The organism is Aeromicrobium stalagmiti (assembly GCF_013283745.1).
In the GTDB taxonomy this organism is placed as follows: Bacteria; Actinomycetota; Actinomycetes; order Propionibacteriales; family Nocardioidaceae; genus Aeromicrobium; species Aeromicrobium stalagmiti.
This window is the reverse complement of sequence record NZ_JABSTZ010000002.1, coordinates 378,069-402,074: the sequence shown is the minus strand read 5'-3', so window position 1 is coordinate 402,074 and position 24,006 is coordinate 378,069. Positions and strand designations below refer to the sequence as shown.

General features: G+C 69.7%; 26 protein-coding genes. 6 read left to right on the top strand and 20 right to left on the bottom strand.

Annotated elements, in window-relative coordinates; translation table 11 throughout:
- Positions 1 to 10: 10 nt before the first annotated feature.
- On the bottom strand, positions 11 to 928 hold the full coding sequence (miaA, locus tag HQK15_RS10985) for a tRNA (adenosine(37)-N6)-dimethylallyltransferase MiaA (protein WP_173491501.1): 918 nt from the start codon (positions 926 to 928) through the stop codon (positions 11 to 13).
- A gap of 75 nt (positions 929 to 1,003) precedes the next feature.
- On the opposite strand from miaA, the gene HQK15_RS10980 reads away from it, so the two are divergent.
- On the top strand, positions 1,004 to 1,222 hold the full coding sequence (locus tag HQK15_RS10980; RefSeq protein WP_173491500.1) for an antitoxin: 219 nt from the start codon (positions 1,004 to 1,006) through the stop codon (positions 1,220 to 1,222).
- Between the two features lie 13 nt (positions 1,223 to 1,235).
- Here HQK15_RS10980 and HQK15_RS10975 read toward each other — a convergent pair whose 3' ends face one another.
- Together HQK15_RS10975 and HQK15_RS10970 are read right to left on the bottom strand one after the other, a co-directional pair.
- The gene (locus HQK15_RS10975) at positions 1,236 to 1,922 is read right to left on the bottom strand and encodes a class III extradiol ring-cleavage dioxygenase family protein (RefSeq protein ID WP_173491499.1); all 687 of its coding nucleotides are present in this window, start codon (positions 1,920 to 1,922) and stop codon (positions 1,236 to 1,238) included.
- A 74-nt stretch (positions 1,923 to 1,996) separates the two neighbouring features.
- The gene (locus tag HQK15_RS10970; RefSeq protein ID WP_173491498.1) at positions 1,997 to 2,941 is read right to left on the bottom strand and encodes a hypothetical protein; all 945 of its coding nucleotides are present in this window, start codon (positions 2,939 to 2,941) and stop codon (positions 1,997 to 1,999) included.
- A gap of 72 nt (positions 2,942 to 3,013) precedes the next feature.
- On the opposite strand from HQK15_RS10970, the gene HQK15_RS10965 reads away from it, so the two are divergent.
- On the top strand, positions 3,014 to 3,610 hold the full coding sequence (locus HQK15_RS10965) for a hypothetical protein (RefSeq protein WP_173491497.1): 597 nt from the start codon (positions 3,014 to 3,016) through the stop codon (positions 3,608 to 3,610).
- Here HQK15_RS10965 and HQK15_RS10960 read toward each other — a convergent pair.
- Entirely contained in the window at positions 3,599 to 4,168 is a 570-nt protein-coding gene (locus HQK15_RS10960) for an HhH-GPD-type base excision DNA repair protein (protein ID WP_173491496.1), read from the bottom strand. The two genes, HQK15_RS10965 and HQK15_RS10960, sit on opposite strands and share 12 nt — an antisense overlap.
- Before the next feature lie 113 nt (positions 4,169 to 4,281).
- Here HQK15_RS10960 and HQK15_RS10955 point away from each other — a divergent pair, with 113 nt between their 5' ends.
- Positions 4,282 to 4,692: a YkvA family protein gene (locus tag HQK15_RS10955; protein ID WP_173491495.1), complete on the top strand. Its 411-nt coding sequence runs from the start codon at positions 4,282 to 4,284 to the stop codon at positions 4,690 to 4,692.
- Here the strand turns inward: HQK15_RS10955 and HQK15_RS10950 are convergent.
- Positions 4,673 to 5,308, bottom strand: a complete 636-nt coding sequence (locus HQK15_RS10950) for a TetR/AcrR family transcriptional regulator (RefSeq protein ID WP_173491494.1) — start codon at positions 5,306 to 5,308, stop codon at positions 4,673 to 4,675. The two genes, HQK15_RS10955 and HQK15_RS10950, sit on opposite strands and share 20 nt — an antisense overlap.
- 88 nt (positions 5,309 to 5,396) lie before the next feature.
- Between HQK15_RS10950 and HQK15_RS10945 the strand changes: the two genes are divergently transcribed.
- Together HQK15_RS10945 and HQK15_RS10940 are read left to right on the top strand one after the other, a co-directional pair.
- Positions 5,397 to 8,291, top strand: coding sequence for an MMPL family transporter (locus HQK15_RS10945; RefSeq protein WP_173491493.1), 2,895 nt, complete (start codon positions 5,397 to 5,399; stop codon positions 8,289 to 8,291).
- The gene (locus HQK15_RS10940) at positions 8,291 to 10,300 is read left to right on the top strand and encodes a YhgE/Pip domain-containing protein (RefSeq protein ID WP_173491492.1); all 2,010 of its coding nucleotides are present in this window, start codon (positions 8,291 to 8,293) and stop codon (positions 10,298 to 10,300) included. Before HQK15_RS10945 ends, HQK15_RS10940 begins: the two co-directional genes overlap by 1 nt.
- A 212-nt stretch (positions 10,301 to 10,512) precedes the next feature.
- Here HQK15_RS10940 and HQK15_RS10935 read toward each other — a convergent pair whose 3' ends face one another.
- From HQK15_RS10935 to HQK15_RS10885, 11 genes are all read right to left on the bottom strand, one after another.
- The gene (locus tag HQK15_RS10935; protein ID WP_173491491.1) at positions 10,513 to 11,514 is read right to left on the bottom strand and encodes a DUF222 domain-containing protein; all 1,002 of its coding nucleotides are present in this window, start codon (positions 11,512 to 11,514) and stop codon (positions 10,513 to 10,515) included.
- Positions 11,515 to 11,635: 121 nt separating this feature from the next.
- Positions 11,636 to 11,977: a YciI family protein gene (locus tag HQK15_RS10930; RefSeq protein WP_173491490.1), complete on the bottom strand. Its 342-nt coding sequence runs from the start codon at positions 11,975 to 11,977 to the stop codon at positions 11,636 to 11,638.
- A 61-nt stretch (positions 11,978 to 12,038) separates the two neighbouring features.
- Positions 12,039 to 12,605, bottom strand: a complete 567-nt coding sequence (locus HQK15_RS10925; protein ID WP_173491489.1) for a DinB family protein — start codon at positions 12,603 to 12,605, stop codon at positions 12,039 to 12,041.
- Positions 12,606 to 12,693: 88 nt separating this feature from the next.
- Positions 12,694 to 14,352: an alpha/beta hydrolase gene (locus tag HQK15_RS10920; RefSeq protein ID WP_173491488.1), complete on the bottom strand. Its 1,659-nt coding sequence runs from the start codon at positions 14,350 to 14,352 to the stop codon at positions 12,694 to 12,696.
- Positions 14,353 to 14,470: 118 nt separating this feature from the next.
- Positions 14,471 to 15,598: a hypothetical protein gene (locus HQK15_RS10915; RefSeq protein ID WP_173491487.1), complete on the bottom strand. Its 1,128-nt coding sequence runs from the start codon at positions 15,596 to 15,598 to the stop codon at positions 14,471 to 14,473.
- 54 nt (positions 15,599 to 15,652) lie between these two features.
- Entirely contained in the window at positions 15,653 to 17,119 is a 1,467-nt protein-coding gene (gene miaB / locus HQK15_RS10910; protein ID WP_173491486.1) for a tRNA (N6-isopentenyl adenosine(37)-C2)-methylthiotransferase MiaB, read from the bottom strand.
- Between the two features lie 143 nt (positions 17,120 to 17,262).
- Positions 17,263 to 17,685 (bottom strand): VOC family protein, encoded by a 423-nt coding sequence (locus tag HQK15_RS10905; RefSeq protein ID WP_173491485.1) that lies wholly within the window; start codon positions 17,683 to 17,685, stop codon positions 17,263 to 17,265.
- A gap of 66 nt (positions 17,686 to 17,751) precedes the next feature.
- The gene (locus HQK15_RS10900; protein WP_173491484.1) at positions 17,752 to 18,807 is read right to left on the bottom strand and encodes a lipase family alpha/beta hydrolase; all 1,056 of its coding nucleotides are present in this window, start codon (positions 18,805 to 18,807) and stop codon (positions 17,752 to 17,754) included.
- A 51-nt stretch (positions 18,808 to 18,858) separates the two neighbouring features.
- Entirely contained in the window at positions 18,859 to 19,299 is a 441-nt protein-coding gene (locus tag HQK15_RS10895) for a hypothetical protein (RefSeq protein WP_173491483.1), read from the bottom strand.
- A 32-nt stretch (positions 19,300 to 19,331) separates the two neighbouring features.
- Positions 19,332 to 19,793, bottom strand: coding sequence for a hotdog fold domain-containing protein (locus HQK15_RS10890; RefSeq protein ID WP_173491482.1), 462 nt, complete (start codon positions 19,791 to 19,793; stop codon positions 19,332 to 19,334).
- A 95-nt stretch (positions 19,794 to 19,888) separates the two neighbouring features.
- Entirely contained in the window at positions 19,889 to 20,971 is a 1,083-nt protein-coding gene (locus tag HQK15_RS10885; RefSeq protein WP_173491481.1) for a WD40/YVTN/BNR-like repeat-containing protein, read from the bottom strand.
- 48 nt (positions 20,972 to 21,019) lie between these two features.
- Here HQK15_RS10885 and HQK15_RS10880 point away from each other — a divergent pair, with 48 nt between their 5' ends.
- On the top strand, positions 21,020 to 21,568 hold the full coding sequence (locus tag HQK15_RS10880; protein WP_173491480.1) for a PadR family transcriptional regulator: 549 nt from the start codon (positions 21,020 to 21,022) through the stop codon (positions 21,566 to 21,568).
- A 46-nt stretch (positions 21,569 to 21,614) separates the two neighbouring features.
- Here HQK15_RS10880 and HQK15_RS10875 read toward each other — a convergent pair whose 3' ends face one another.
- The 4 genes from HQK15_RS10875 to HQK15_RS10860 form a co-directional block, all read right to left on the bottom strand.
- Entirely contained in the window at positions 21,615 to 22,133 is a 519-nt protein-coding gene (locus HQK15_RS10875; protein ID WP_254450919.1) for a regulatory protein RecX, read from the bottom strand.
- A gap of 4 nt (positions 22,134 to 22,137) precedes the next feature.
- Positions 22,138 to 23,217 (bottom strand): recombinase RecA, encoded by a 1,080-nt coding sequence (recA, locus tag HQK15_RS10870; RefSeq protein WP_217361590.1) that lies wholly within the window; start codon positions 23,215 to 23,217, stop codon positions 22,138 to 22,140.
- A 186-nt stretch (positions 23,218 to 23,403) separates the two neighbouring features.
- On the bottom strand, positions 23,404 to 23,808 hold the full coding sequence (locus tag HQK15_RS10865; RefSeq protein ID WP_173491479.1) for a hypothetical protein: 405 nt from the start codon (positions 23,806 to 23,808) through the stop codon (positions 23,404 to 23,406).
- 1 nt (position 23,809) lies between these two features.
- The gene (locus HQK15_RS10860; RefSeq protein WP_173491478.1) at positions 23,810 to 24,004 is read right to left on the bottom strand and encodes a DUF3046 domain-containing protein; all 195 of its coding nucleotides are present in this window, start codon (positions 24,002 to 24,004) and stop codon (positions 23,810 to 23,812) included.
- Positions 24,005 to 24,006 lie beyond the last annotated feature (2 nt).

Sequence of the window (24,006 nt, the reverse complement as noted above, 5' to 3'; positions counted from 1 at the left end):
GTCTCCCAGTCTACTCGGCGTCGACGAGGGCCATGGCCTGCTCGACGAGGTCGTCCGCGTCGTACGGGAGCCAGTGGATGCGGGGGTCTTTGCGGAACAACCGGTCCTGACGCCGGGCGAACTTGCGGGTGCCGGTGACGGTCGCGTCGCGGGCCTCGCCCTCGGTCGTCTCGCCCCGCAGGTGGGCGAGGATCTGCTGGTAGCCCAGCGCCCGGGACGCGGTCATCCCGTCCTCGAGCCCCAGCGGGAGCAGGCGGCGCACCTCGTCGACGAACCCGTCGGCCCACATGACGTCGACCCGCTCGGCGAGGCGTGCGTCGAGGACGCTGCGCGCCACGTCGAGCCCGATCATGACGACGTCGTCGTAGATCGACTCGTGGCCGGGCATCGTGGCGGTGAACGGCTCCCCCGTCAGCTCGATGACCTCGAGTGCACGGACCACGCGGCGGTCGTTGGTCGGCAGGATCTGTGCCGCGGCGGCCGGGTCGCGGCGGGCGAGCTCGGCGTGCAGGGCGTCGGGCCCCCGCTCGGCGAGCTCGGCCTTCCAGCGATCGCGCACGGCCGGGTCGGTGCCGGGGAACTCCAGCCGGTCGAGCACCGCGCGGACGTAGAGCGCCGATCCGCCGACCAGCACCGGGGTCACGCCGCGGGAGTGGCAGTCGGCGACGACGTCGCGGGCCAGCTGCTGGAACTCCGCGACGCTCGCTGTCTGGGTGACGTCGAGGACGTCGAGCAGGTGGTGGACGACCCCGCCCCGCTCGGCGAGCGGCGCCTTGGCGGTGCCGATGTCCATGCCGCGGTAGAGCTGCATCGAGTCGACGTTGACCGCCTCCGCCGCGCCCAGTCGGCGGGCGATCTCGACGGCCAGCGACGACTTGCCGGACGCCGTCGGGCCGACGACGGCCACGATGCGATCGGGCACAGACATACCCCGGATTGTCGCAGTAGTCTGATGCCCACACGGGGGCGGTCGCGCCCTTGACCGGACCGAAGGGGAGAAGCCATGGGTTTCCTCGACAAGCTGAAGAAGAAGGCTCCTGAGCTCAAGGAGAAGGCAGCCGATCTCGCCGCCAGCCAGAACGACAAGATCGACCAGGGCATCGACAAGGCCGCCGACCTCGCCAGCAAGGCGACCAAGGGCAAGTACGACTCGAAGATCGACGGCGCGGCCGAGAAGGCCAAGGACGCTGCCGACAAGCTCGCCGAGGACGGCAAGAAGTAGCCGGAACGACCCGCTAGAACAGCCAGTCGGCCACGACGTAGCCGACTCCGAAGGGCGCCACGTCCACCCGCAGCCGCGCGGTGACGTCGGCGCCCTTCTTCGTGCCACCGGAGCCCGGGTGATCGTGGGCTGCCTGGTCGAGGGCCAGCTCGCCCAGCGTCCGCAGGGCCGGCGCCCCGGCGGCCGCCAGCTCGGCGCCGAGGTCGAGATCGAGCTTCGACAGCGCCCCGGCGTCACCTGCCGCGAGCGCCGCGGCGATGCCGGCGTCGAACGCCTCGGCCCGGTCGTCGAGGAAGCCCGGCGCCTGGAGCGAGCGCCGCGCGCTGCCGTCGCCCATCAAGAGCAGGGCCACCCGACCGTCGACGGCGGGCCGCCCGGTGGAGTACGTCCGCGGCCCGGTCCACCCGGCGCGGTCGAGCAGCCATGCCCCGACCGTCAGGCTGAGCGGCAGCTCGCGGGTCGGTCCGCCGACCGTGACGTCGACGCCGTACGCGCCGAGCGTGCCGCCGGCCGTCTCGTCGCGATCGGCACCCTGCGGCCCGGCGCCGATGACGACGACGCGGTCGGGCGACGAGTCGAGCAGCGTCCGGACGACGTCGTCGCACGCCTGACGCACAGCGCCGAGCTCGTCGTCGACGCCCGGACCGACCTCGGGGACGAGGGCCGGAGGATGCGGGCACACGGCAGCGGCGAGGATCACCTGGCGAGCCTAGACCAGCCGGCCAGGCTCGGCCCGTCCACTCGGCGCCCGCCGGACCTCTCGTCACGCCCCTGTCAGGGGCAGCCGATCTCCTTCTTGACAAAGGTCGCGAGGGCGACGTCCTCGGCCTTCTGCTCGGACTCCGGGCGCTGGTCGGCGAGCGCCCAGCCGACCGGGCTCGCCGAGGCACCGATCACGCACTCGTCGCCGACGAACACCGCGACGCCGTCGGAGTCGTCGTAGAGCGCCGGCTCGCCGTCGACCTCGATCCGGTTCTCGGGCGGGCTGTCGGCCTGGGCCATGACGCTCATGCCCTGGTTGCCGACGACCGAGGCGAGCGTCGCGGTGCGCTGCTCGCTGACGTACGTGCACGTCAACGAGCCGTTGGACGCCGCTGAGCCGCGGGCCACCAGGACCGTCCCCACCGCCTCCTGCACCGTCGAGCCCGTCGCGGACGGGCAGGCCTTCGGCAGCCGCACCGCCCCGGGCTTCTCGTCACCGAGGTTGGCGGCCACCTCCTTCGCCAGTGCCACGACGTCGTCGCGGGTGATCGTGTCGGAGTCGCCGTTGTCGTAGACGTTGCTGTCAACGATGAGGTCCTGGTCGCCGACCCGAGCGACGATGCGCACCCCGTCGTAGGAGTTGGTCGAGATCATTGCCTCGTCACCGATGCCCGCGAGAGGCTCGGCCGCGACGCCGGAGCTCACGCCCGTCCCCGCGCTCAGGGCCGTCAGGTCGGGACCGCCCATCGCGGCTCGGACGGCGAACCCGACGGCGGGGCTCGGGACGACCCGGCACTCGACGAAGAGCTCGGCACCGGACTTGAGGGTCTCCGCGGGCGCCACGGGCTCGTCGCCGAAGCCCTCCTGCAGGTCGGCCACGGTCTCGTCCGACACCAGGCCGCAGACGTCGAGGCCCTGGTCGCCCACGATGGCGGTGCCGCCGCCGGCCTCGTCGCTCCCGCAGGCCGACGTGAGTGCCAGCACGGCGATGGTCAGCAGCGCGGTGATGTGTCGCATGAGGTCCCCCGAGACTCGTGACGTGACCTGATTGTCGCAGGTCTCGACGGCCGGCATGGCACGATGGCACCCGTGTTGGAGACCCAGGGCCTGCCGCCCTACCCGCCTGCGAGGAACGTCTGGGAGTTTCCGCCGCCGCCCGTGCAGAAGCGGTGGAAGTGGATCGCCGTCGCAGCGATGGTGCTCGGGCTCGTCGTGGCAGTGGTCCTGGTGAGCGTGCTGGTCGAGCTCGACCGGAAGGACGCCCCCGGGCTGATCGAGGACGGCACGCTCGTGTCGATCGTCGACCGCGAGTGCGAGCTCATGCGCTCCACCGTCGAGTCGATGCCGCTCTCGGGCTCCGCCACGCGCCAGGCCCGCACGATCGGCGACCAGAACGAGGCGGTCGAGGGCATGCTGGAGCGCATCCGCGCCCGGGGCGGTGCGGCGATCGCTGCCGACCGTCCCACCGAGGAGTGGCTCGCTGACTGGCAGACGATCCTCGACGCCCGCAGCCGCTTCGCCGCCGACCTCGTCACCGGTGGGGCGGAGGACTTCGAGCTGCCGCTCGACGCGGACGGCGACCCGGTCTACCTGCGCATGAACGACGTGTGGCTGGGTGCCACCGTCTGCGAGGTGCCGGCGGCCCTGCTGTCGCCCTATCCCGACCAGGCGCCGTCAGACATCTGACGCGCGGGCGGCCTTCTTCTGCTCCTGCTTGTAGGCCCGGACCTTGGCCAGGGAGTCCGCATCGACGACGTCGGCCACCGACCGGTAGCCCTTGCGGCCGTAGTCGCCGACCACCGTCGTCCAGCCCCGCGGCTTGACGTCGAGCTGCTTGGCCAGCAGCGCGGCGAAGATCTTGGCCTTCTGCTCGCCGAACCCCGGCAGCGCCTTGAGACGCTTGAGCAGCGCCTCACCTGTCTTGGCCTCGGTCCAGATGCGGGTCGTGTCGCCGTCGTACTCGTCGACGACCACTCGCGCGAGGTCCTGCAGGCGTCCGGCCATCGAGCGGCCGTAGCGGTGGATCGCCGGCGGCGTCGCGCACAGGTCGGCAAAAGCCTCGGGCTCGGCAGCCGCGATCGCCGCAGGGTCGAGCGTCCCGAACCGGTCGAGCACCTTGGCAGGTCCGGCGAACGCCCTCTCCATCGGGAACTGCTGGTCGAGGAGCATCCCCGCGAGCAGGGCGAACGGGTCGTTGGTCAGGACTTCGTCGGCGTGAGGGTCCTGGGCGATCTGGATCGGCATGCGCCCATCCTCCCATCCACCCACCAGCCACAAACTGTGCGCGTCTGCACCGTTCCGGCGGCCATTCTGGGGCAGACACGCACACTTTCGCGCTGGGGTGGGACGATGACGGCGTGATCCGGGACGTGGCCATCTCCGTGGCCGTCAGCCTGCTCGTCCTGTGGCTCCTGCTCCTGGTCGCCCTGTGGTGGCGCCGTCCCGGCGACGCGCAGGTCCGGGACGCCATGCGGCTGGTGCCAGACGTGCTCGCCCTGCTGGGACGTCTCGCCCGCAACAGGTCGCTCCCCCGCGGCGTGCGGGTGCGCCTGTGGCTGCTGCTCGGCTACCTGCTGATGCCGATCGACCTGGTGCCGGACTTCATCCCGGTGATCGGGTACGCCGACGACGTCGTGGTCGTCGCGCTCGCCCTGCGGTCGGTGGTGCGTCGCGCCGGCGCGGACGCACTGGAGCAGCACTGGCGCGGGACAACCGACGGACTCGCGGTGATCAGGCGCCTGGCTGGGGTCAGCCCACCGGCTCCGTGACCGCGAGGAGGAGGGCCGGGAGCGTGCCCTTGAGCAGCCCGAGGTCGATCGGTCGGTCCTCGAGCAGCGCCTCGCGCAGGGCCGTGTCGTAGGTGCCCATCACGATCGTCGCGGCGTGCGACAGCTCGATCGTCAGGCGCCGGCCCAACGCCTCGAGCGCCGACGTCAGGAAGGCTTCGAAGTCGGTGCGCACCTGACGGGACGCCGCCACGAACTCACGGCCGACCGCGTCGTCGCGGACGCCGCGCAGCTCGAACTCAGCGTGGACGAGGTACCACTCGCGATCCTGCTGCTGGCCCAGCAGGAAGCGGTCCATGATGACGCCGACGGCGTCGAGCGTGTCGAGACCCTCGAACGACGACGGGTCGGCGGCCGCGCGCAGCACCGTGAACATCTGCTCACGCTCGCGGTCGAACAGGGCGAGGACGAGCTCGTCCTTGCTGGCGAAGTTGGAGTAGAACGCGCCGCGCGTGAAGCCGGCCTGCTCGCAGATGTGCTCGACGGACGCGCCCTGGATGCCCTCGCGCGCCAGCACGGTGCGGGCAGCGTCGAGCAGCCGCTCGCGGGTCGCCGCTCGGCGACGGACCGCGGGCCGTTCGGTGGACACCTGTGCCATGACGCCTTCCTGGACCTCGACCTCGCTGTGACGTGGACATCATACTCGATACATTGACGTATTGGATACACAACCGTATCGTGTTGGTGTGTCGACCTCCCTCTATTCGCTCGGCCGCTGGGCCTTCCGCCATCCCCGTCGCGTGCTCGGAGCGTGGGTCGCGATCCTGCTGGTCTCCGGCGTCGCCGCCTTGGGCCTCGGCAGCGGCACCCAGAACTCCTTCGACATCCCCGGCACCGAGTCGCAGGAGGCGATCAACTCGCTCGGGCGGACGTTCCCCGAACTCAGCGGCGCCTCGGCCTATCTCGTCGTCGTCGCCCCGGACGGGCGGACCGTCGACGACCAGCGCACCCGGCGCCTGATCGACGACGCGATCACGGACATGAAGAAGGTCGACGGCGTCAGCGACGTCGTGTCGCCCTACTCCGACATGACGTCGATCGGCGTCTCGAAGGACAAGGTCGCCGCGCAGGTGCAGGTGCAGTTCGACCGCAAGCTCACCGCCGTCACCGCGGACGACCGCGCCCAGCTGGTCGACACCGGGGACGCGCTGAAGAAGGCCGGCTACACGATCGCGTTCGGCGGCGACGTCTTCACCAGCACCGGGCCGCAGCTGTCGATCACCGAGGTCATCGGCGTGATCGTCGCGTTCGTCGTGCTCTACCTGATGTTCCGGTCGCTGCGCGCGGCCGTCATGCCGATCGTCACGGCCCTGCTGGGGGTCATGGTCACGACGGCGATCACGATCGCCGCGACCGGCTTCATCACAATCTCGGCGACCGCTCCCCTGCTGGCCCTGATGATCGGGCTGGCGGTGGGCATCGACTACGCCCTGTTCATCGTGTCGCGGCACCGCGAGCAGCTCGCCGACGGGGTCGAGCCCGAGGAGGCGGCAGCCCGATCGGTGGCGACGGCCGGGTCTGCGGTCGTCTTCGCCGGGGTGACGGTCGTCATCGCGCTGCTGGGCCTCGCGATCGCGCGCATCCCGTTCCTCACGATCATGGGCGCCGTCGCGGCCCTGTCGGTCGTCGTCGCCGTGGCGGTCGCGCTGACGGTGCTGCCTGCACTGCTCGGACGCGCCGGCGCCCGCCTCACGCCCAGCGCGGACCACCCGCCGGGAGGCTTCTCGCGGCGCTGGGCCGAGGTCACGACCCGCTTCCCGCTGCTGGCGATCGTCATCGTGGTGGTCGGCCTGGCCGTCGTCACGATCCCGTCGAAGGACCTGCAGCTGGCCCTGCCCGACAACGGCACCGCCCCGGCCGGCAGCACGCAGCGGGTGGCGTACGACCTCGTCGACGAGCACTTCGGCCCCGGCTACAACGGCCCGCTGCTGGTCAGCGTCGACATCATCTCCTCGACCGACCCGGTCGGCGTCGTGGACGGCATCGCCGCCGACCTGCGCGCGATGAAGGGCGTCGACGGCATCGGCCTCGCGACGCCGAACCGCACGGCCGACACCGGCATCATCCAGGTCATCCCGTCGACAGGCGCGACCGACGAGCGCACGACCCGGCTGGTGCAGCAGATCCGCGACCGCGAGCCCGAGTGGCAGGAGAAGTACGACGTCCCGGTCGCCGTCACCGGACTGACCGCCGGCGGCATCGACGTCTCCGACCGGCTCCAGAGCGCGCTGCTGCCGTTCGGGATCGTCGTGGTCGGCCTGTCGGTGCTGCTGCTGATGATCGTCTTCCGCTCGATCGTCGTGCCGCTCAAGGCGACGCTCGGCTTCCTGCTGTCGACCGGGGCGTCGTTCGGCGCCGTGGTCGCGGTGTTCCAGTGGGGCTGGCTGATGGACCTCGTCCACCTCGAGGAGACCGGGCCCCTCATCAGCTTCCTGCCGATCATCCTGATGGCCGTGCTGTTCGGCCTGTCGATGGACTACGAGGTCTTCCTCATGGCCCGCATGAAGGAGGAGTACGTCCGCACCGGCGACCCGCACCGCGCGATCGTCGACGGCTTCGTCGGCAGCTCACGGGTCGTGACCGCCGCGGCGGTCATCATGCTCGCCGTCTTCGCCGCGTTCGTGCCCGAGGGCGACCCCAACATCAAGCCCATCGCGTTCGCCCTGGCCGTCGGCGTGTTCGTCGACGCGTTCCTGATCCGCATGCTCTTCGCTCCCGCCGTGCTCGAGCTGTTCGGCCGACGGGCCTGGACGCTGCCCGCCGCGCTGGACCGTCGCCTGCCCCACGTCGACGTCGAGGGCGAGGGCCTGCACCGCCGGGTCGAGCTGCAGGCCTGGCCGCGACCCGACTCGACCGCGGCCATCTCCGCCGCCGCGCTCACGGTGTCGGGGCCCGAGGGCCTGGTCTACAACGACGTCTCGGTCGAGGTCGATCGCGGCGACTGGCTCGTCGTGCACGGTCCCAGCGGCGCCGGCAAGACCGCGCTGCTGCTGACGTTCGCCGGCCGCATGGCGTACGACAGCGGGCGGCTGCGGGTCAACGGCTTCCTGCTGCCACAGGAGGCCTCCGGCGTGCGGCACAGCGTCGCGCTCGCCGAGCTGACCGGCCTCAACGACCTCGAGGACAACCTCAGCATCGACCAGCACATCGCCGAACGCCTCTCGATCCGCTCGTTCGGGCTCTGGGTCAGTCGCGGCCGGATCTCCCCGATCCTCGCCGAGCTCAACGACGCGCTGGAACGGGCGCACGACGACGCGGGCGTCCCGTACGAGCCGCTCGCGGGCACCGCCCTGGTGTCGTCGCTGACCCGGCTCGAGCGCAAGCTGCTCGGTGTCGTCCTCGCCCTGACCGACGACCCGCGCATCGTGATCGTCGACGACGCCGACGACCTGCGGTCGTCGGAGAACATCGACCTGCTCTGGTCGGCCCTGGCATGGCTGCTCGAGGACCGCGACGTCACGCTCGTCGCGAGCGTCCAGTCGGCCTCCGCCGCTCCCTCACCACCCGATGACACCGCGCCCAGCCGGCTCCACCTCCTGGAGCTGGACACCTCCCGCACCCTCCACGAGTTGATGCTCTGATGCTGTTCCTGAATCGTTGGCCGTCCCCCACGCTCCCCTGGTTCGAGCTCGCGCGGTTCCGCCGCAGCCGCCTGACCCGCGCCGCCGTGGTCGCCGTGATGCTGGTGCCGCTGTTCTACGGCGCGATGTACGTCTGGGCCAACCTCGACCCGACCGGGCGGCTCGACCACGTCAAGGCCGCCGTCGTCAACGAGGACAAGCTCGTCGAGATCACCGGCCGCGACGGCAAGAAGCAGCCCGTCGCCGTCGGGCGCCAGCTCGCCGGCAACCTGGTGAGCAACGACGACGACGACAACTACGACTGGGTGCTGACCGACGCCAAGGACGCCCAGCAGGGGCTTGCCGACGGCGACTACAAGGCGGTCCTGACGATCCCCGAGAACCTGTCGAAGGCGGCGACCTCGACCAGCGGCGACCCGGCCGACGCGATCCAGGGCAATCTCGACCTGCAGACCAACGACGCCGTCAACTACATCAACGGCACCATCGCGCAGACGATCCTGCGGGCCGCCAAGGGAGCGCTCAACGCCCAGGTCACCGAGACCTATCTCGACAACGTCTACCTGAGCTTCTCCGACATCAAGATCGCGCTCGACGACGCGGCGGACGGGGCGGCGAAGCTGGCCGACGGCGCTGACCAGCTCGCCGGAGGTGCGTCCGATCTCGCCGACGGCGCCGACCAGCTCGCTGACGGTGCCGGGCAGCTCGACGACGGAGCCCAGCAGCTCTCCAGCGGCCTCGACGAGCTGGACGACCGGACCGCTCCCCTGCCCGGCCAGACCCAGAAGCTCGCGGACGGTGCGCGCCAGGTCGCCGACGGCAACGCCGAGCTCAACGACACCGTGCAGGGCGTCACCCGGGCCATCCTCGGGGCCACCGACACCGCCGACGCCGACATCGACGAGCTCGCCGGCAACCTCGACGCCCTGGCCGACCAGTGCGAGGCGGCCCAGCCCGAAGGCCTCGACTGCAGCCTGCTTCGTCAGGCCGCTGACGGCTCGGGCGACCTGAAGGACTTCGTCGGCGGGGTGCGTGGCCAGGCCCGTGACCTCGGGGCAGGCACCCAGAAGCTCGCCGACGGCTCGAAGCAGGTGGCTGACGGCAACGCCCGGCTCGCCGCCAGCGTGCCGCAGCTCGTCGACGCGATCGGTCAGGCGTCCAGCGGAGCAAGCCGCCTTGCCGCAGCCACCGGCCAGGTCAGCGCCGGCGCCGGCCAGCTGTCCGACGGTGCGGGCCAGCTCGCCGACGGGGCCAACGAGCTCTCGGCCGGAGCCCTCAAGCTCACCAACGGGCTCCGCGACGGCAGCGGCGAGGTGCCCGACTACGACAAGTCCGAGCGCGAGACCCTCTCGAAGACCGCGGCCACTCCGATCGAGGAGGCCGCCGACCGGGTCAACGAGGTCAAGAACTACGGCGAGGCGCTGGCGCCCTACTTCATGTCGCTGGCGCTCTGGGTCGGCGCGATGGCGATCTACCTGTTGCTCCGGCCGCTCTCGGCCCGGGCGATCGCCTCGACGACCGGCAGCGTCCGCACGGCGCTCGCCGGGTATGCGCCCGGCGTCGCGGTCTCGGTCGTCCAGGTCGCCCTGCTGCTCGTCGTGCTCCAAGGGGTCCTCGGCATCACGCCGGCCAACCAGTGGCTGCTGATCGGCATGTCCCTCGCCACGGCGGCGGTCTTCACAGCCATCAACCAGATGTTCGTGGCGCTGTTCGGCGGGGCGGGACGCTTCGCGGCGCTCGTGTTCGTCAGCCTGCAGCTGACGTCGGCCGGCGGGACCTATCCGATCGAGACGGCGCCACCGTTCTTCAACGTGCTGCACGACCTGCTGCCGATGACCTACACGGTGCACGGCCTGCGAGCCGCCCTCGCCGGTGGCACGGACGGCGTGCTGCGCGACTTCCTCGTGCTCGGGCTGTTCACGGTGCTGGCGCTGGGCGTCACGGTGATCGCCGCGCGGCGTCGCCAGACGGTCACGATCGCCCGGCTCCACCCGACCCTGCAGGTCTGAATTCCGAGACCGGAGTCCCCGATCTGTGTCCGGGCGTGCCGGTGGGCCACCGGACCAGGCTGGTCAGGCGGCTCGGCGGTAGCCGGTTCGTCGTCGGCGGCGCAGCCGCCGTCCGTCGCGGGTCGTGAACACGAACCCGGACACAGCGTCCCCGCTGATCTGCAGCAGGTTGCGGTGCACCAGGTGGAGTGCGCGGCTCGTCCCTCGCCGCATCAGCGACTACGTCGCTGCCGGGCTTCGCCCGGGCACCTGCCTCGCTTCGCTCGGCCTGTGGTGACGTCCGACGGGTTGGCCTGCACCGTGTGCACGATCGGCGTCACAGCCGCCATGCACGTCAACATCATCAACAGCTGCGGACCGATCGCACCGTGACCGGCCAACACAGCCGGCTCGGTTGCCGGCATCGGAGGCGGGTTCAGGTAAGGCTTCTTCGTGGCCCGCTCCACGTGCTCGGCCGCAGCAGCGAGCGTTTCCGCGTCGACGAAGACCGACATGTGGGGCTTCACGCCCTTGTCGGCCGGAAGACCCGAACCGAGGAACGCAGAGGCGAGATCGTCGACCGCCTGGACCCGCCGCTGCGCACCCGTGCGCTTGTCGTCAGCGTCCTTCGGAGCCGACAACGCGTCGATGGCCTTCTTCAGCTTCGACCCGGTGACGGTGTTCAGGAAACCGGTCACATGGAAACCATCGGGCAGGGCGTCGATGGAGAAGTCTTCCTTCTCCATCCCGTCCAAGTACTTCTCATCCAGATCCTCGGGATGAAGCACGTCCTGCAGATGCTTCACCGCCTCGAACAAGTCCCCCGGTGCTCGCGCCAACGCGACCTCGACGAACTCCGCCTCGAACTCGCGCATCGACTCCAACCCGATGTGCCGCAACCCGTAGGCGAACACCGCCACATGAGACGCCGACATCTTCCCGGCCAGAGCAGCCTCAGCAACTCCCGGAAGATCGGCCAACGCCTGAACGTTGCGAACGAGGATCGACGCCTGACCCGGCTTCAACCTCAGCTGGTTGCGGACCCACGCATTCAGGGTCGACGCACCATCGAGCTCGAACTCCTTCGACGCCTGCAGCTCCGCCAGCAACATCGACTTCGCCGCATCCAACGCGTCCTGGGCAGCCTGCACCGCATGCAACGACTCCCGCACGTCACCCGACGAGAGCGCGAGCGCAGCAGTGCGCATCGCCTCGATCGTCGGCTGCGGATTCATACCCCCAGAATACTCGAACAGGTGTTCGATCACAAGATCTTGGGTCCACAAAGCACTGCAATGATGATGCATTTCGACCGTCGGACTGCCTGCAAGACTGGTCCAGTGACGACCGTCTGTGTCAGCTGGCCGGGTCGTAGCCGAACTCCCGGAGCTCCTGCTCGCAGCGGCAGGCAGCGGCGATCCTGGCCGCCCACTCGAGCGCCGCCTCCCGCGACGGCAGCTCGAGCACGGTGAATCCTCCGTTGAGCACCGTGCGTCCCGGGTAGGCGCCGTCCGTCACGGTGCCGTCAGCGGACACCCGCACCGGGGCGACGCCCTCGTCGATGCCCCCGCCGAAGACGTACACGCCGGCCGCCTTGGCCTCCTCGATGACGGCATGGGACGACTCGACCACCGCATCGAGCTCGTCGTCTGGCACCACCATCGCCTCGCTGGGGAACGAGATCAGGTACTTCGTCATGGGATGGTCCTTTCGACGGGCTCAAGGGGCGGGGTGGGGCTTTTCAATGGGCGGGGCGGCCTCACGGAGCGAAGGGGCGTGCGGCGGCCTCGATCGTGGCGACGTAGGCCGGCCAGTCCGTGCCGGACGTGCCGGTGTCGGAGCCCGTGCGACCGTCGACCAGCTCGCGGACGATCTCCGCGTGCCCGGCGTGCTGGGCCGTCTCGCCGACCATCCGGACCAGCAGGTACCCCAAGGTCGTGTCGGCGGTCGCGGGGTTCCAGTGCGGCACCCGTCCCGGGGCATCGAGATCGAGCAGCGCGACGGTCTCGTCGCCGTGAGCACACGCACGGCGGTAGAGCGCGAGGATCTCGTCGCTCGACTCGTCGGCCGTCGCCCACATGTCGGCGCCGTCCCACACCGAGCCGTCCGCCACCCACGACAGGACATCGGGGGCGGGCCGCCCGAACGAGTCGCCGAGATAGACGTGCTCCACCCCGACGAGGTGCTTGACCAGGCCGATGAGGTTGGTGCCGGTCGGCGTGAGCGGACGACGCAGGTCGTGCTCGCTGACGCCTTCGACAGCCGACATCAGCGCGCCACGAACCTCGACGAGCTTGGCGTGCAGATCGTCCTTGACGTCACCCATGTCCCCATCCTGCCCCCGCCGGGGGACAAAAGGCCACGGGCCGGACGAGCGTGATGCTCGTCCGGCCCGCGCCGTCACCACCGTCCACTCAGCGCGGCGCCGCCAGCTTCTGCTGCTCGAGCTTCAGCTGCTCGGTCACCGACTTGCGCTGCGACTTCGCCGAGGCACTCTCGGGCACCGGCTGCGGGATCGCCTTGCAGTAGGCGTCGGCGTGGTTGCCCCGCGTCCGCGTCGGCACTCCCCCGTTGTAGAGGTAGCGCGCGATCTTGTCGTCGACGCACGGGTAGCCGGCCAGCGAGTTCGAGTGAGTCGTGCCACCCTTCGTCGCGACGAGGCTCGCGTTGGGGAACAGCTTCCTGACCTGGATGCTGCCCGGGTACGGCGTGGCTGCGTCGAGCGTCTCGTTGAGCATCAACAGGCTCTTGACCTTCGAGCCGTTGATCTTCTTCGGGGTGCGCGACGGTGCCGGCCAGTGACGGCACGGCTCGTTGTACCAGGCGTTGCTCCACGTCTCGAACGGTGCGATCTTGGCGATCGCGTCGTTGTCCTTCTTCCACGTCGTCCACGACTTCGGCCACGAGGTGTCGGTGCACTGGACGCCCGTGTAGACCGCGTACCCGTTGTCGTCGCCGAAACCGGAGGCGTCGAGATAGGACGACTCGAAGGCCGCGACGTCGTCGTCGTTGACGTACGCCGAGAACGTCGACGCGAGGTCGGTCCACGTCGACTCGTAGTAGCCGGCGTAGAGGAACGCGTCGGTCCACTCGCTGCCACCGAGCTTGTCGCTGCCACCGTGATCGCCGCCGGGCGCCGTCACCGGGTTGGCGTAGAGCGCGTCACGGGTGTCGTAGAAGAGCTTGCGGACCTCGGCCTTGGTGTTGCCCAGGTGGTAGGTGCTGTCGTACTTGGCGAGCCAGCCGAACCAGATGTTGATGTTGCGGTCGAACGCGACGTCCTGGTTGAGGTTGGCGTCGTACCAGACGTCCCGCGGGTCGACGGTGCCGTCGAACACGAGGCGACGGGTGCGCTCGGGGAACAGCGAGGCATAGACCTGGCCGAGGTAGGTGCCGTAGGAGAACCCGTAGTAGTTGATCTTGCTCGCGCCGAGGCGCTTGCGGATCAGGTCCATGTCCTTCGCGACGTCCTTGGTCGTCAGGTGCTTGAGGATGCCCGACGTGTTCTTGGCCTTGCAGGCGTCGGTGTAGGCGTTGGTGCGCGCCGGCCACGGATCGGTGACCTTGTAGGTCGTGTAGGGGAACTGGGCTGACGGGTCGTACTGGGGCCGGTTGTAGCCCGCGTAGTCGTCGTTGCAGGAGACCTTCGGCTCGCTGTCACCGACGCCGCGAGGGTCGAAGCCGATCCAGTCGTACGCGCCGCCGACCGTCTTGCCCTTGTAGTCGGGGATGGCGCCCTGGAGCACCGAGTAGATCAGGCCCGATCCGCCGGGACCGCCCGGGTTGACCAGCATGACGCCCTGGTACTTGCTCTTGGAGACCGTGTGCTTGACCCGCGAGATCGCGATCTTGATCTGCTTGCCCTGCGGCTTGGACCAGTCGAGCGGCACCTGGACCTTGGCGCACTGGGCGCCCGCAGACTTCAGCGTCGCGTTGGTGCAGGTGTGCCACGAGATCGGCGTGATCTTCGCGGGCTTGGCCGTGGTGGCCTGGGCCGTGGTGATGCCCGGACCGCTCAGCGTGAGAGCGGCCACGGCTGTTGCCATGACCGTCCCGATGAGTTTCTTGCGCATGAATCCCCCCGTAGGAGGGTCCCGCCCTGTGCAGGACCGACGCGATCACGCTGCCACCGTTGGTTGCAGGTGGCAACAGGCAAATGGTGTCGAAACGATGACTCCGGCGATCCGGCCCTCAGCCGAGGTCGAGGTCGAGCATCTCCTGGTCGGTCTCCAGACCGAAGGTCTCGTGGTCGAGATAGGAGTCGAGGAAGTACCAGTCGGACCAGATCCGGGCCTTCTCCTCATCCTCGGGCACGGTGTAGCCGGACGAGCGGATGGCCACGACCTCGTCGTCGCGCAGCCCGAACATCCAGACCTCACCTCCGTCAGCAGCCGGTCCGGGCACCCACGCGAAGTAGCGACCGCCCCGGTGCTCGACGCAGTGGCCGGCGAACCTCTTGGTGTCGCAGGGGTCCGCGGCCAGCCAGGCCGGTCCCTGGGGCGAGGCCAGGACGTCGATGGTCTGGGCTGGCTGATCAGGGTTCTTCTCGGCCTCGAAGCGTCCGCCCACGGCGCCGGGTCCGAAGTCTTCCTTGAGCGGTGACGAGCTGCGGGCACTGTAGGCGCCGTAGCCTCCGTGCGCCGACCAGAAGCTGTTGATCAGCGACTCGTCGGTCGACGGGACGCGGTCGAAGGCCGCCGGGTCGGGCTCGCCGCCGTCCCAGTCCTTCAGCGCCGCACCTTCGTCGATCGTCGCCTGCGAGGTGGTGAGGCCCAGTCGTCCGTCCTGGGCGATCTTCTCCATGGTCTCGACCGAGATGCGCAGGTCCTGCTCCCGCGGGTCGCCGGTGATGGTGTCTCCCGACCAGCTGACCGAGATCTCCTGGTCGTCCTTCTGCAGGCTGACCGCGACGTAGCCGGGGTCCTCCTCCGGCTCCTCCTCCTGCCAGCTCAGGACGAGCGTGCCGCCGTCGACCTCCCGCTCCTCGCAGCCGGCGAGGTAGTCGTCGTCGCACGGGTCCTTGGCCACCTGCGGCGAGATGTAGACCCGCAGGAGATCGCCCTGCATCTTCGTCTCGGCGTCGCCGCCGTAACGGATGTCGGCGCCGAGGGCGCCCTGAGGATCCTCGTCGTCGGTGAACGTCGCCTCTGTCGTGCTGGGACCGTCCGGCAGCTGCTCCAGCGCGACGGCGGCGATCGCCCGCTGGGTGATGGGGACGTCACTGGACGTGCCGGAGCCACCGCCGGTGCCGCACGCCGCGACGGTGAGCACGGCGGTCATGGTCGCGCCCGCGAACAGACGATGGCGTGTCGAGCTCATGCGGTTCCCCCCTGGTGCTGCGGCCGCTGGAACGAGCGGCTGGGCCTCAGGGTGTCACACGGCGCACGACGGTGCCGGTGGCAGCGGGGCCGGGACGCCGAGCGACGGCATGCCGAGGCCCACCGACCGTACCTCCGTCTTGCCCTGCCGCGACTCCCACGCGTCACCGGCCGTGGTGCGCCGGAACGAGATGGGCGCATCGTCGCTGACCAGGTGGTGCGGCGCCGCGTACGTGATGCGGACCTCGACCATGTCGCCGGGACGCACGTCGTGGTCGCCGGGCACGAAGTGGACGAGGCGGTTGTCGCGCGCGCGACCGGTCAGGCGATGCGTCTCGCCGTCCTTCTTGCCCTCGTGGTCGGCGACGAGCAGCTCGACGACCCGCCCCTCCTGCTTCTGGGCCTCGGCCCACGCGACCTCGTCGACGACCTGAACCAGGCGCATGTAGCGCTCCTGCACGACCTCCTTGGGCAGCTGGTCGGGCAGGTCGGCGGCGGGCGTGCCGGGTCGCTTGGAGTACTGGAACGTGAAGGCGCTCGTGAACCGCGCCTTGCGGACGACCTCCATGGTCTGGACGAAGTCTTCCTCGGTCTCGCCCGGGAAGCCCACGATGATGTCGGTCGTGATCGCCGCGTCGGGCATGGCCTCGCGAACACGGTCGATGATGCCGAGGAACTTCTCCTGCCGGTAGGAGCGCCGCATCGCCTTGAGCACGCGGTCAGAGCCCGACTGCAGCGGCATGTGCAGCTGCGGCATGACGTTGGGCGTCTCGGCCATCGCGGCGATGACGTCGTCGGTGAAGTCCTTGGGGTGCGGGCTGGTGAACCGGACCCGCTCGAGGCCCTCGATCTCGCCGCAGGCCCGCAGCAGCTTGGCGAACGCCTGCTTGTCGCCGAACTCGACGCCGTACGCGTTGACGTTCTGGCCCAGCAGGGTCACCTCGACCACGCCGTCGTCGACCAGCGCCTGCACCTCGGCGAGGATGTCGCCGGGGCGACGGTCCTTCTCCTTGCCGCGCAGCGCCGGGACGATGCAGAACGTGCAGGTGTTGTTGCACCCGACGCTGATCGAGACCCACGCGGCGAAGACCGAGTCGCGCTTGGTCGGCAGCGTCGAGGGGAAGACCTCGAGCGACTCGAGGATCTCGACCTGCGACTCCTCGGCGATGCGGGCTCGCTCCAGCAGCACCGGCAGCGAGCCAATGTTGTGGGTGCCGAAGACGACGTCAACGTAGGGCGCCTTCTTCGTGATCGTGTCACGGTCCTTCTGCGCCAGGCAGCCGCCGACGGCGATCTGCATGCCGGGGTTCTTCTCCTTGACCGAGGCGATGTGGCCGAGGTTGCCGTAGAGCTTGTTGTCGGCGTTCTCGCGCACGGCGCAGGTGTTGAACACCACGAGGTCAGGGGTCGTTCCGTCCTCGGCGCGGACATAGCCGTCCGTCTCGAGCAGTCCGCCGAGGCGCTCGGAGTCGTGCACGTTCATCTGGCAGCCGTAGGTGCGCACTTCGTAGGTCTTCGTCATGACTGGTCAATGGTACGTGGGCCGCCCGCCCATCCCCGAAAGTGTGCGATCCTGCACGGCCCCTCTCCGGAACTGTGCGACTCTGCACCGTTCCGGACGCCCTGCCGGTGCAGACGCGCACACTTTCGGCGTGGGGCCGCGCCCTAGGCCTTCGGGGCGGTGAGCTCCAGCGCGATGTTGTCGGGGTCGCGGAACTCCAGGATCGCCATCGCACCGAGGTCCTTGATGCCCTCGTGGGGCACGCCGAGACCGTCGAGCACCGAGACGGCGTGCTCGAGAGCAGCGACGTCGGGCACCGAGAAACTGAGGTGGTCGAGACCGGTGCGGTCCTCGTGGAACGTGTCGCCGTCGTCCGCGACGGGACGCAGGCCCAGCAGACCGCCGGGGAAGCTGTAGATGACTCCCCCGAACAGGAACCACAGCTGGTCGAGGGTCGCCTGGTCAGCGCCGTCGGGCAGCTCGTAGGCCACGTCGAAGCCGAACACCGAGTCGTAGAATGCTCGCGAGGTCGCGATGTCGGAGACGGTGAGGCGGACGTGGCTGTAGTCGGTCACGGTGACGGGCATGAGGCTCCTTGGTCGGGTCCTCCCACGTTCGCACGGGTCGTCGCGGTCCGCCTGCCGAGGAGCCGCTCAGCAGCCCTTCGCCGACGTGTAGCACCGCAGCGGAGGCTCGGCGGGCAGCTGGCGCACGCCCACCAGGTTGACGCTCGGCAGCGGCACGCTGAGCAGACCCGGGGCACCGGCGAGCACCTGCAGGTAGTTCTGCAGGTTCAGCAGGTCCACACCCGGGTGGTAGAGCTTCAGGCAGGTCGACCGCGCGATGCGGGACGGCTTCGCGGGGCCGTCGTGGTCGAGCGCGTCGATCGCCAGCGCGTACGCCGTCGGCGAGATCGTCCCGACCGTCAGGTGCTCGTAGACCTCGAGCGGGCAGACGTCCTGCGTCGCGACGTTGGTGATGCGCCCCTGCCCGGTGCGCAGCGCGGACGATGCGGTGGCGTTGTTGGTGCTCGGGGTCACGACCTCGTCGGTGCGGGTGTAGATCTGCGTGTAGGAAATGCCCTTGAAGGTCTCGGCACGGCTGTTGAGGGCGGCGATGAACTTCGCCGTGGACTGCTGCTGCCACACCGCCGGCATGCACGTCGTCAGCCTCGGGATGCAGGACGGGAGGGCGGTCGACCCGTGGTTGGACCCGGCCATCCCTATGACGTCGTCGACCATTCTGCGGGTGTCGGGCCAGAACCGCAGGGCCCACCGCATCGACATGCCGCCCTGGCTGTGGCCCATCACCGCGATGCGACGGCCCGCCTTCGCGTGCATCGTCCGGATCGCGCGGACGAGGTACTCCCCCGACACCTGGATGTCCTCGAGCGTGCGCGACGGCATGTGGATCGCGCACCACGGACGCTTCTGCGCCGTGAACGCGCGCTCGTAGTTCCACGAGTAGTTCTGGTCGACGGTCACGCCCGTCGCCGGGTTGAGCAGCACCGGCTGGAGCCGCGAGCCCTTGAGGTCACCGTGGCACTCCAGCGCCGCGTCGAGCGTCGCCGTCTTCACCGAGAGTCGCGGACCGGGACGATCAAGGGGCGCGTAGGGACTCGCCGCCTCAGCCGGCGTCGCACCGACGAGGAACGTCAGCACCACCGCCGTCGCACTGATCAGGGTCGCTGCGATCCGGTGATGCCCCATGCCGTGGTCCTCTCGTGGGTCTGGAGGTTCAACGACCCGGTGTGACCCGCGTTACGTCGGCGTCAGCGCCTGGCCGACCTGCCACCACATCAGGGACGCCCAGCCCAGACCTGTCGGCGGACGTACGACGTCGGGCCGAGCCTCCTGCGCCGCCGGGGACGTGATCGACACGATCGAGCAGTTGCTCACCGCACGGTCGTCGTCGAACGCCACGACGTAGGCCCGCCCCACCTGCGGGAAAGGATCGGGATAGAGGGACTGGTAGGTCAGCCACACCGCGGCCGGCACATCGCCCGACCACACCTCGTCGACCCGGAGCCGGACCTCGACGCCGCGATCACTCACGTCGCGCTGCGCAGCCACGGTTCCCAGCACGAGGGCGTCAGAGCGCCACTGGCCGATCGGTGCGCAGCTCAGGGCCTGTGCCGGACCGGCACCCACCACCCCTGCAGCGACGATGCTGAGGGCGACCAGGATCCGATGACGTCTCATGACCGAGGATGTCCGGCACCCGGCCCGTGGTCTCAGCCCTTCTTGGGCACGACCCAGAGGTGGATGATGCCCTCGACGGTCACCGTGCCGTCCGTCGTCACGGCCTTGACCTTGACCGGCACGTCCGGCGCGCCCGCCCAGTCGGCCGCCGTCGTCTCGGCCGTGCAGGTGAGCGCGGTCGTCGACTTCGCGAGGTACTTCACGTCCATGCCCTTGGGCAGCCACCGCATGTCGTCGGGGCACGTGGCCTCGGCCAGCAGCCCCATCGCGGCCTCGAGCCCGTTGCACGCGGCGATGGCGTGCACCGTGCCGATGTGGTTCTTGACCGACCGACGCTTGGGGATGACGATCTGGCCGAGGTGCGGCTTCATCTCCTCGACCATCATGTGGATCGAGGCGAAGTAGGGCGCCTTCTGGCCGTAGAGGACGGAGAAGAGGCGCTTGCCCTGCGGGAGAGCCGTGACGCGCTTGTAGAGGTCCAGGGTCGATGACATGCCCACATGTTACCCACAGGTAACCACAGATGTCTGCAGGTCAGCGGCCTGTTGCGTCACACCAGGCTGTCACACCGAGCCGTCACACCAAGCCGTCACACGACCGCGGCGCGCACCGTGCAGACGTCGGGCAGGCCGGTCCGCACCTCGGCCCAGGTGCCGCCCTCGTCGTTGCTGACCCACAGCGCCCCGTGGCGCGTGCCGACGTAGAGCCCCACCGGGTCGGCGGCATCGGTGGCGAACGCATCGCGCAGGACGACGGTCCACGCCTCGGCGGGAAGCCCCGGTCCGGTCTCGCGCCACGTCTCGCCGGCGTCGTCGGACCGCCAGATCGCCGGCTTGCCCTGCGGCGGGAAGCGCTCGTCGCCGCCCACGAGCGGGAAGACGTAGATCGTGCCGGGACGGTGCGGGTGCGCCACGATCGGGAAGCCGAAGTCGGACGGCAGGCCCTCGGCGATCGGCGACCACGACTCGCCGGCATCGTCGCTGCGATAGACGCCGCCGTGGTTCTGGGCGTAGAGCCGGTCAGGGTCGCCCGCGTCGACCGCGACCTTGTGGACGCACTGGCCGAACTCCGGCGGGTCGCCGGGCAGGAAGTCGGTGCGGATGCCGTGGTTGTGTGGCGTCCAGCTCTCGCCGCCGTCCTCGGAGCGATAGACACCGCCCGTGGACATCGCGACCGTCACGACGGCGGGGTCGGTGGGGTGCGGCACGATCGTGTGGATGGCCTGGCCACCGAACCCCTCGCCCCACTCGGGGCGGTGCGGGTGGTCCCAGAGGCTGCGGACGAGCTCGAAGGAGCGTCCACCGTCGACCGAGCGGAACAGCGCCGAGGGCTGCGTGCCGGCCCAGACGACGTCGGGCTCGCAGGGCGACGGACACAGCTGCCAGATGCGCTCGACACTGGCCCCGAGGCCCTCGGGGAACCGCACCGGCGCCGGGTCGGACCGCCCGAACGTCCGCCCGCCGTCGTCCGAGCGATAGACCGCCGGGCCGAAGTGCACGTGGGTCGACCCGACCAGCACGAGGGGTCCGGCGTCGCGAGACGAGGCAGCGACGGCGTAGACCTCCTCCATCGCGAAGGCGGGCGGGTCCCAGGACCACTGCTCACGCGCCTCGTCGGAGCGGCCGATGAACAGGCCCTTGCGGGTGCCCGCCAGCAGGATCGTCTCGGCCATCGTCATCGCCTCCGGGTATGTTCCTAACTGGAACAGTACGCTAGGTGCGTGACCACTTCCCTGTTAACGACGTCGTACGCCCTGCTCGGCCTGCTCGTGTTCGACCGTGCCACCTCCGAGGACGGACTCACCGGCTACGAGCTCAAGCAGCGCGCCGACCGCACGCTGCGGTTCTACTGGGTGTCGCCGGCCATGAGCCAGATCTACACCGAGCTCGACCGGCTGCGCCGCGAGTCGTTCGTCGAGGCGATCGATGACACCTCCGGGCAGCGGACAACCCGTCGCTTCCGCATCACCGACGACGGCCGCACGGCGCTCACGACATGGCTCCACACGTCGGAGCAGGACTTCCCGGTGCTCAAGCACCCCATCGCGCTGCGCCTCATGATGGGCAGCCTGATGGGTCCCGGCGAGGTCAGCGCGATGCTCGACGCCTACGAGGCAGCGCTCGCCGACCGGCGTGCCGAGCTCGAGGCCGTGCGCGAGATGCTCGGCGACTACCCCGCCGTCGCCTTCCCCGCCCACGTGGCCGACTGGGGCCTGGCCTACTACGACTCCGAGGACGCGATCGTCGCAGACCTGCGCCGCAAGCTCTAAGCCCGGTCAGCCCCCTGCCGACGCCACAGGCCCGGCGGCACCACCCTCACATGCTCTCGAGCGGAGCGGCCTCCGCACCGAGCTCGGTGCGCACGACGTCGAAGGCAACCTGTGGCGCGTAGCCCTTGCGGGCCAGCATGCCGGTCAGGCGGCGGATCTTGGTCGTGTCGTCGAGCCGGCTCATCGACCGGAGCTTGGTCTGCACCAGCCGGTGCGCCGACTCCCGCTCGACCTGGGGGTCGAGCTCGCCGAGGACCTCCTTGGAGATCTCGTCGTCGACCCCCTTGGTGCGCAGCTCGTTGGCCAGGGCCCGGGAGGACAGCCCCTTGCTGCGCTGGCGCGACTGCACCCACGACCGCGCGAACTCCTCGTCGTCGATCAGCCCCGCCGCCTCGAACTTGGCGAGCGTCGCCTCGACGACCCCCTCAGGCACCTGCTTGCGGGCCAGTGCCGAAGCAAGATCGCTGCGGCTGTGCGCCCGTTCGCTGAGCTTGCGGATCACGATCTCCTTCGCGAAGCTCGCCAGCTCGTCGGGAGTCATCTCCTCGACAGGAGTGCGTGGCATCCGATCAGAACTCGGTGGCCGGGAGGTCGGGCTCCGGGGCGATCTCGAGCGCCGGCTTGTCGGCCTGCGGGCCGATGCCCTTGGCCTCCATGATGCGCTTCTCGAGCTCCTCGGCCAGGTCGGGGTTGTCCTTGAGGAACTGGCGGGACTTCTCCTTGCCCTGGCCCAGCTGGTCGCCCTCGTAGGTGTACCAGGCGCCGGCCTTGCGGACGAGGCCGATGTCGACGCCCACGTCGATCAGGCTGCCCTCGCGGCTGATGCCCTGGCCGTACATGATGTCGAACTCGGCCTGCTTGAACGGCGGGGCGAGCTTGTTCTTGACGACCTTGACGCGGGTGCGGTTGCCGACCATGTCGGTGCCGTCCTTGAGCGTCTCGATGCGGCGCACGTCGAGGCGGACCGAGGCGTAGAACTTCAGCGCCTTGCCGCCCGTCGTGGTCTCGGGCGAGCCGAACATGACGCCGATCTTCTCGCGCAGCTGGTTGATGAAGATCGCCGTGGTGCCCGAGCCGTTGATCGCACCGGTCATCTTGCGCAGCGCCTGGCTCATCAGACGAGCCTGCAGACCCACGTGGCTGTCACCCATCTCGCCGTCGATCTCGGCGCGGGGCACGAGGGCTGCGACGGAGTCGATGACGATGATGTCGAGCGCACCGGACCGGATGAGCATGTCGGCGATCTCGAGGGCCTGCTCACCGCTGTCGGGCTGCGAGATCAGCAGCGCGTCGGTGTCGACGCCGAGCTTGCGAGCGTAGTCGGGGTCGAGCGCGTGCTCGGCGTCGATGAACGCCGCGACGCCGCCGGCACGCTGGGCGTTGGCCACCGCGTGCAGGGCGACCGTGGTCTTTCCGGAGGACTCCGGGCCGTAGATCTCGACGACGCGCCCGCGCGGCAGACCGCCGATGCCCAGCGCGATGTCGAGCGTCGTGGCGCCGGTGGGGATGACCTCGATCGGCGCACGGGCCTGGTCACCCAGTCGCATGACGGCTCCCTTGCCATGGGCGCGGTCGATCTGGGCCATCGCGTTCTCGAGGGACTTGTCCTTGTCCTTGCTCGTCGCGATGGAGCTGTTGGGCTGTGCCATGGTGGATCCGTTTCTGCTCGTGGGTGGCCGGTCATCGACGACGTTAGAAGGACCCTCAGACATAAGTGGGCCTCATCGACCCGCCTGTGGATGTCGTCCTTCAGACGTCCAACCTGTGCACGAGCCTATACGAACAGATGTTCGATGCGAAGCATGTTCGTCCGCGTGTCGCACGGGCGTGTCGCCTCAGCCGGTGGGCCACTCACCGGGATAGGGCCGGTCCGGCCGCAGCGCCTGGAGCGCGCGCAGCTCGTCGATCGTGAGCAGCCCGTCGCGGGCCCTGGCGGCGATCGCCATCTTGTGCAGGTCGCCGTCGACGCGTCGAACGGGTACGTACTCGTGCTGGGTGATCGCCCAGGCGTAGACGGCGCGTCCCGTCGGACCGCCCTTGCGGTAGGCCTTCACGAGCCACCGGAATGTCCACAGGAACATCACCCCGATCAGGAAGCCGATCAGGCCGCGGCCCTTCTCGGGCTCGAAGTCGGTCGCGAGCACGATCGACCCGTACACGACTCCCCCGATCCCGAAGAGCAGGCAGACGATCATCTGGCTCGCCCAGTAGCCGCGTCCGCCAGCGCTCGTGTCGCCCACGTCAGCGCTCGGACGCGGGGAGCCCGCGCGTGGTGTGGACGGCACGCCAGACGGTCTTGGGGTCCTCGCCCGCCTCGAGCGCCTCCGTCGCGGTGCGTCCGCCGAGGACAGCCATGACGTGGCTGTCGGCCCACACGCGGGCGTAGCCGCGACCCAGGTGCCGGTCCATGCGGTCCCAGAACTCGCTGTGCCTCATGC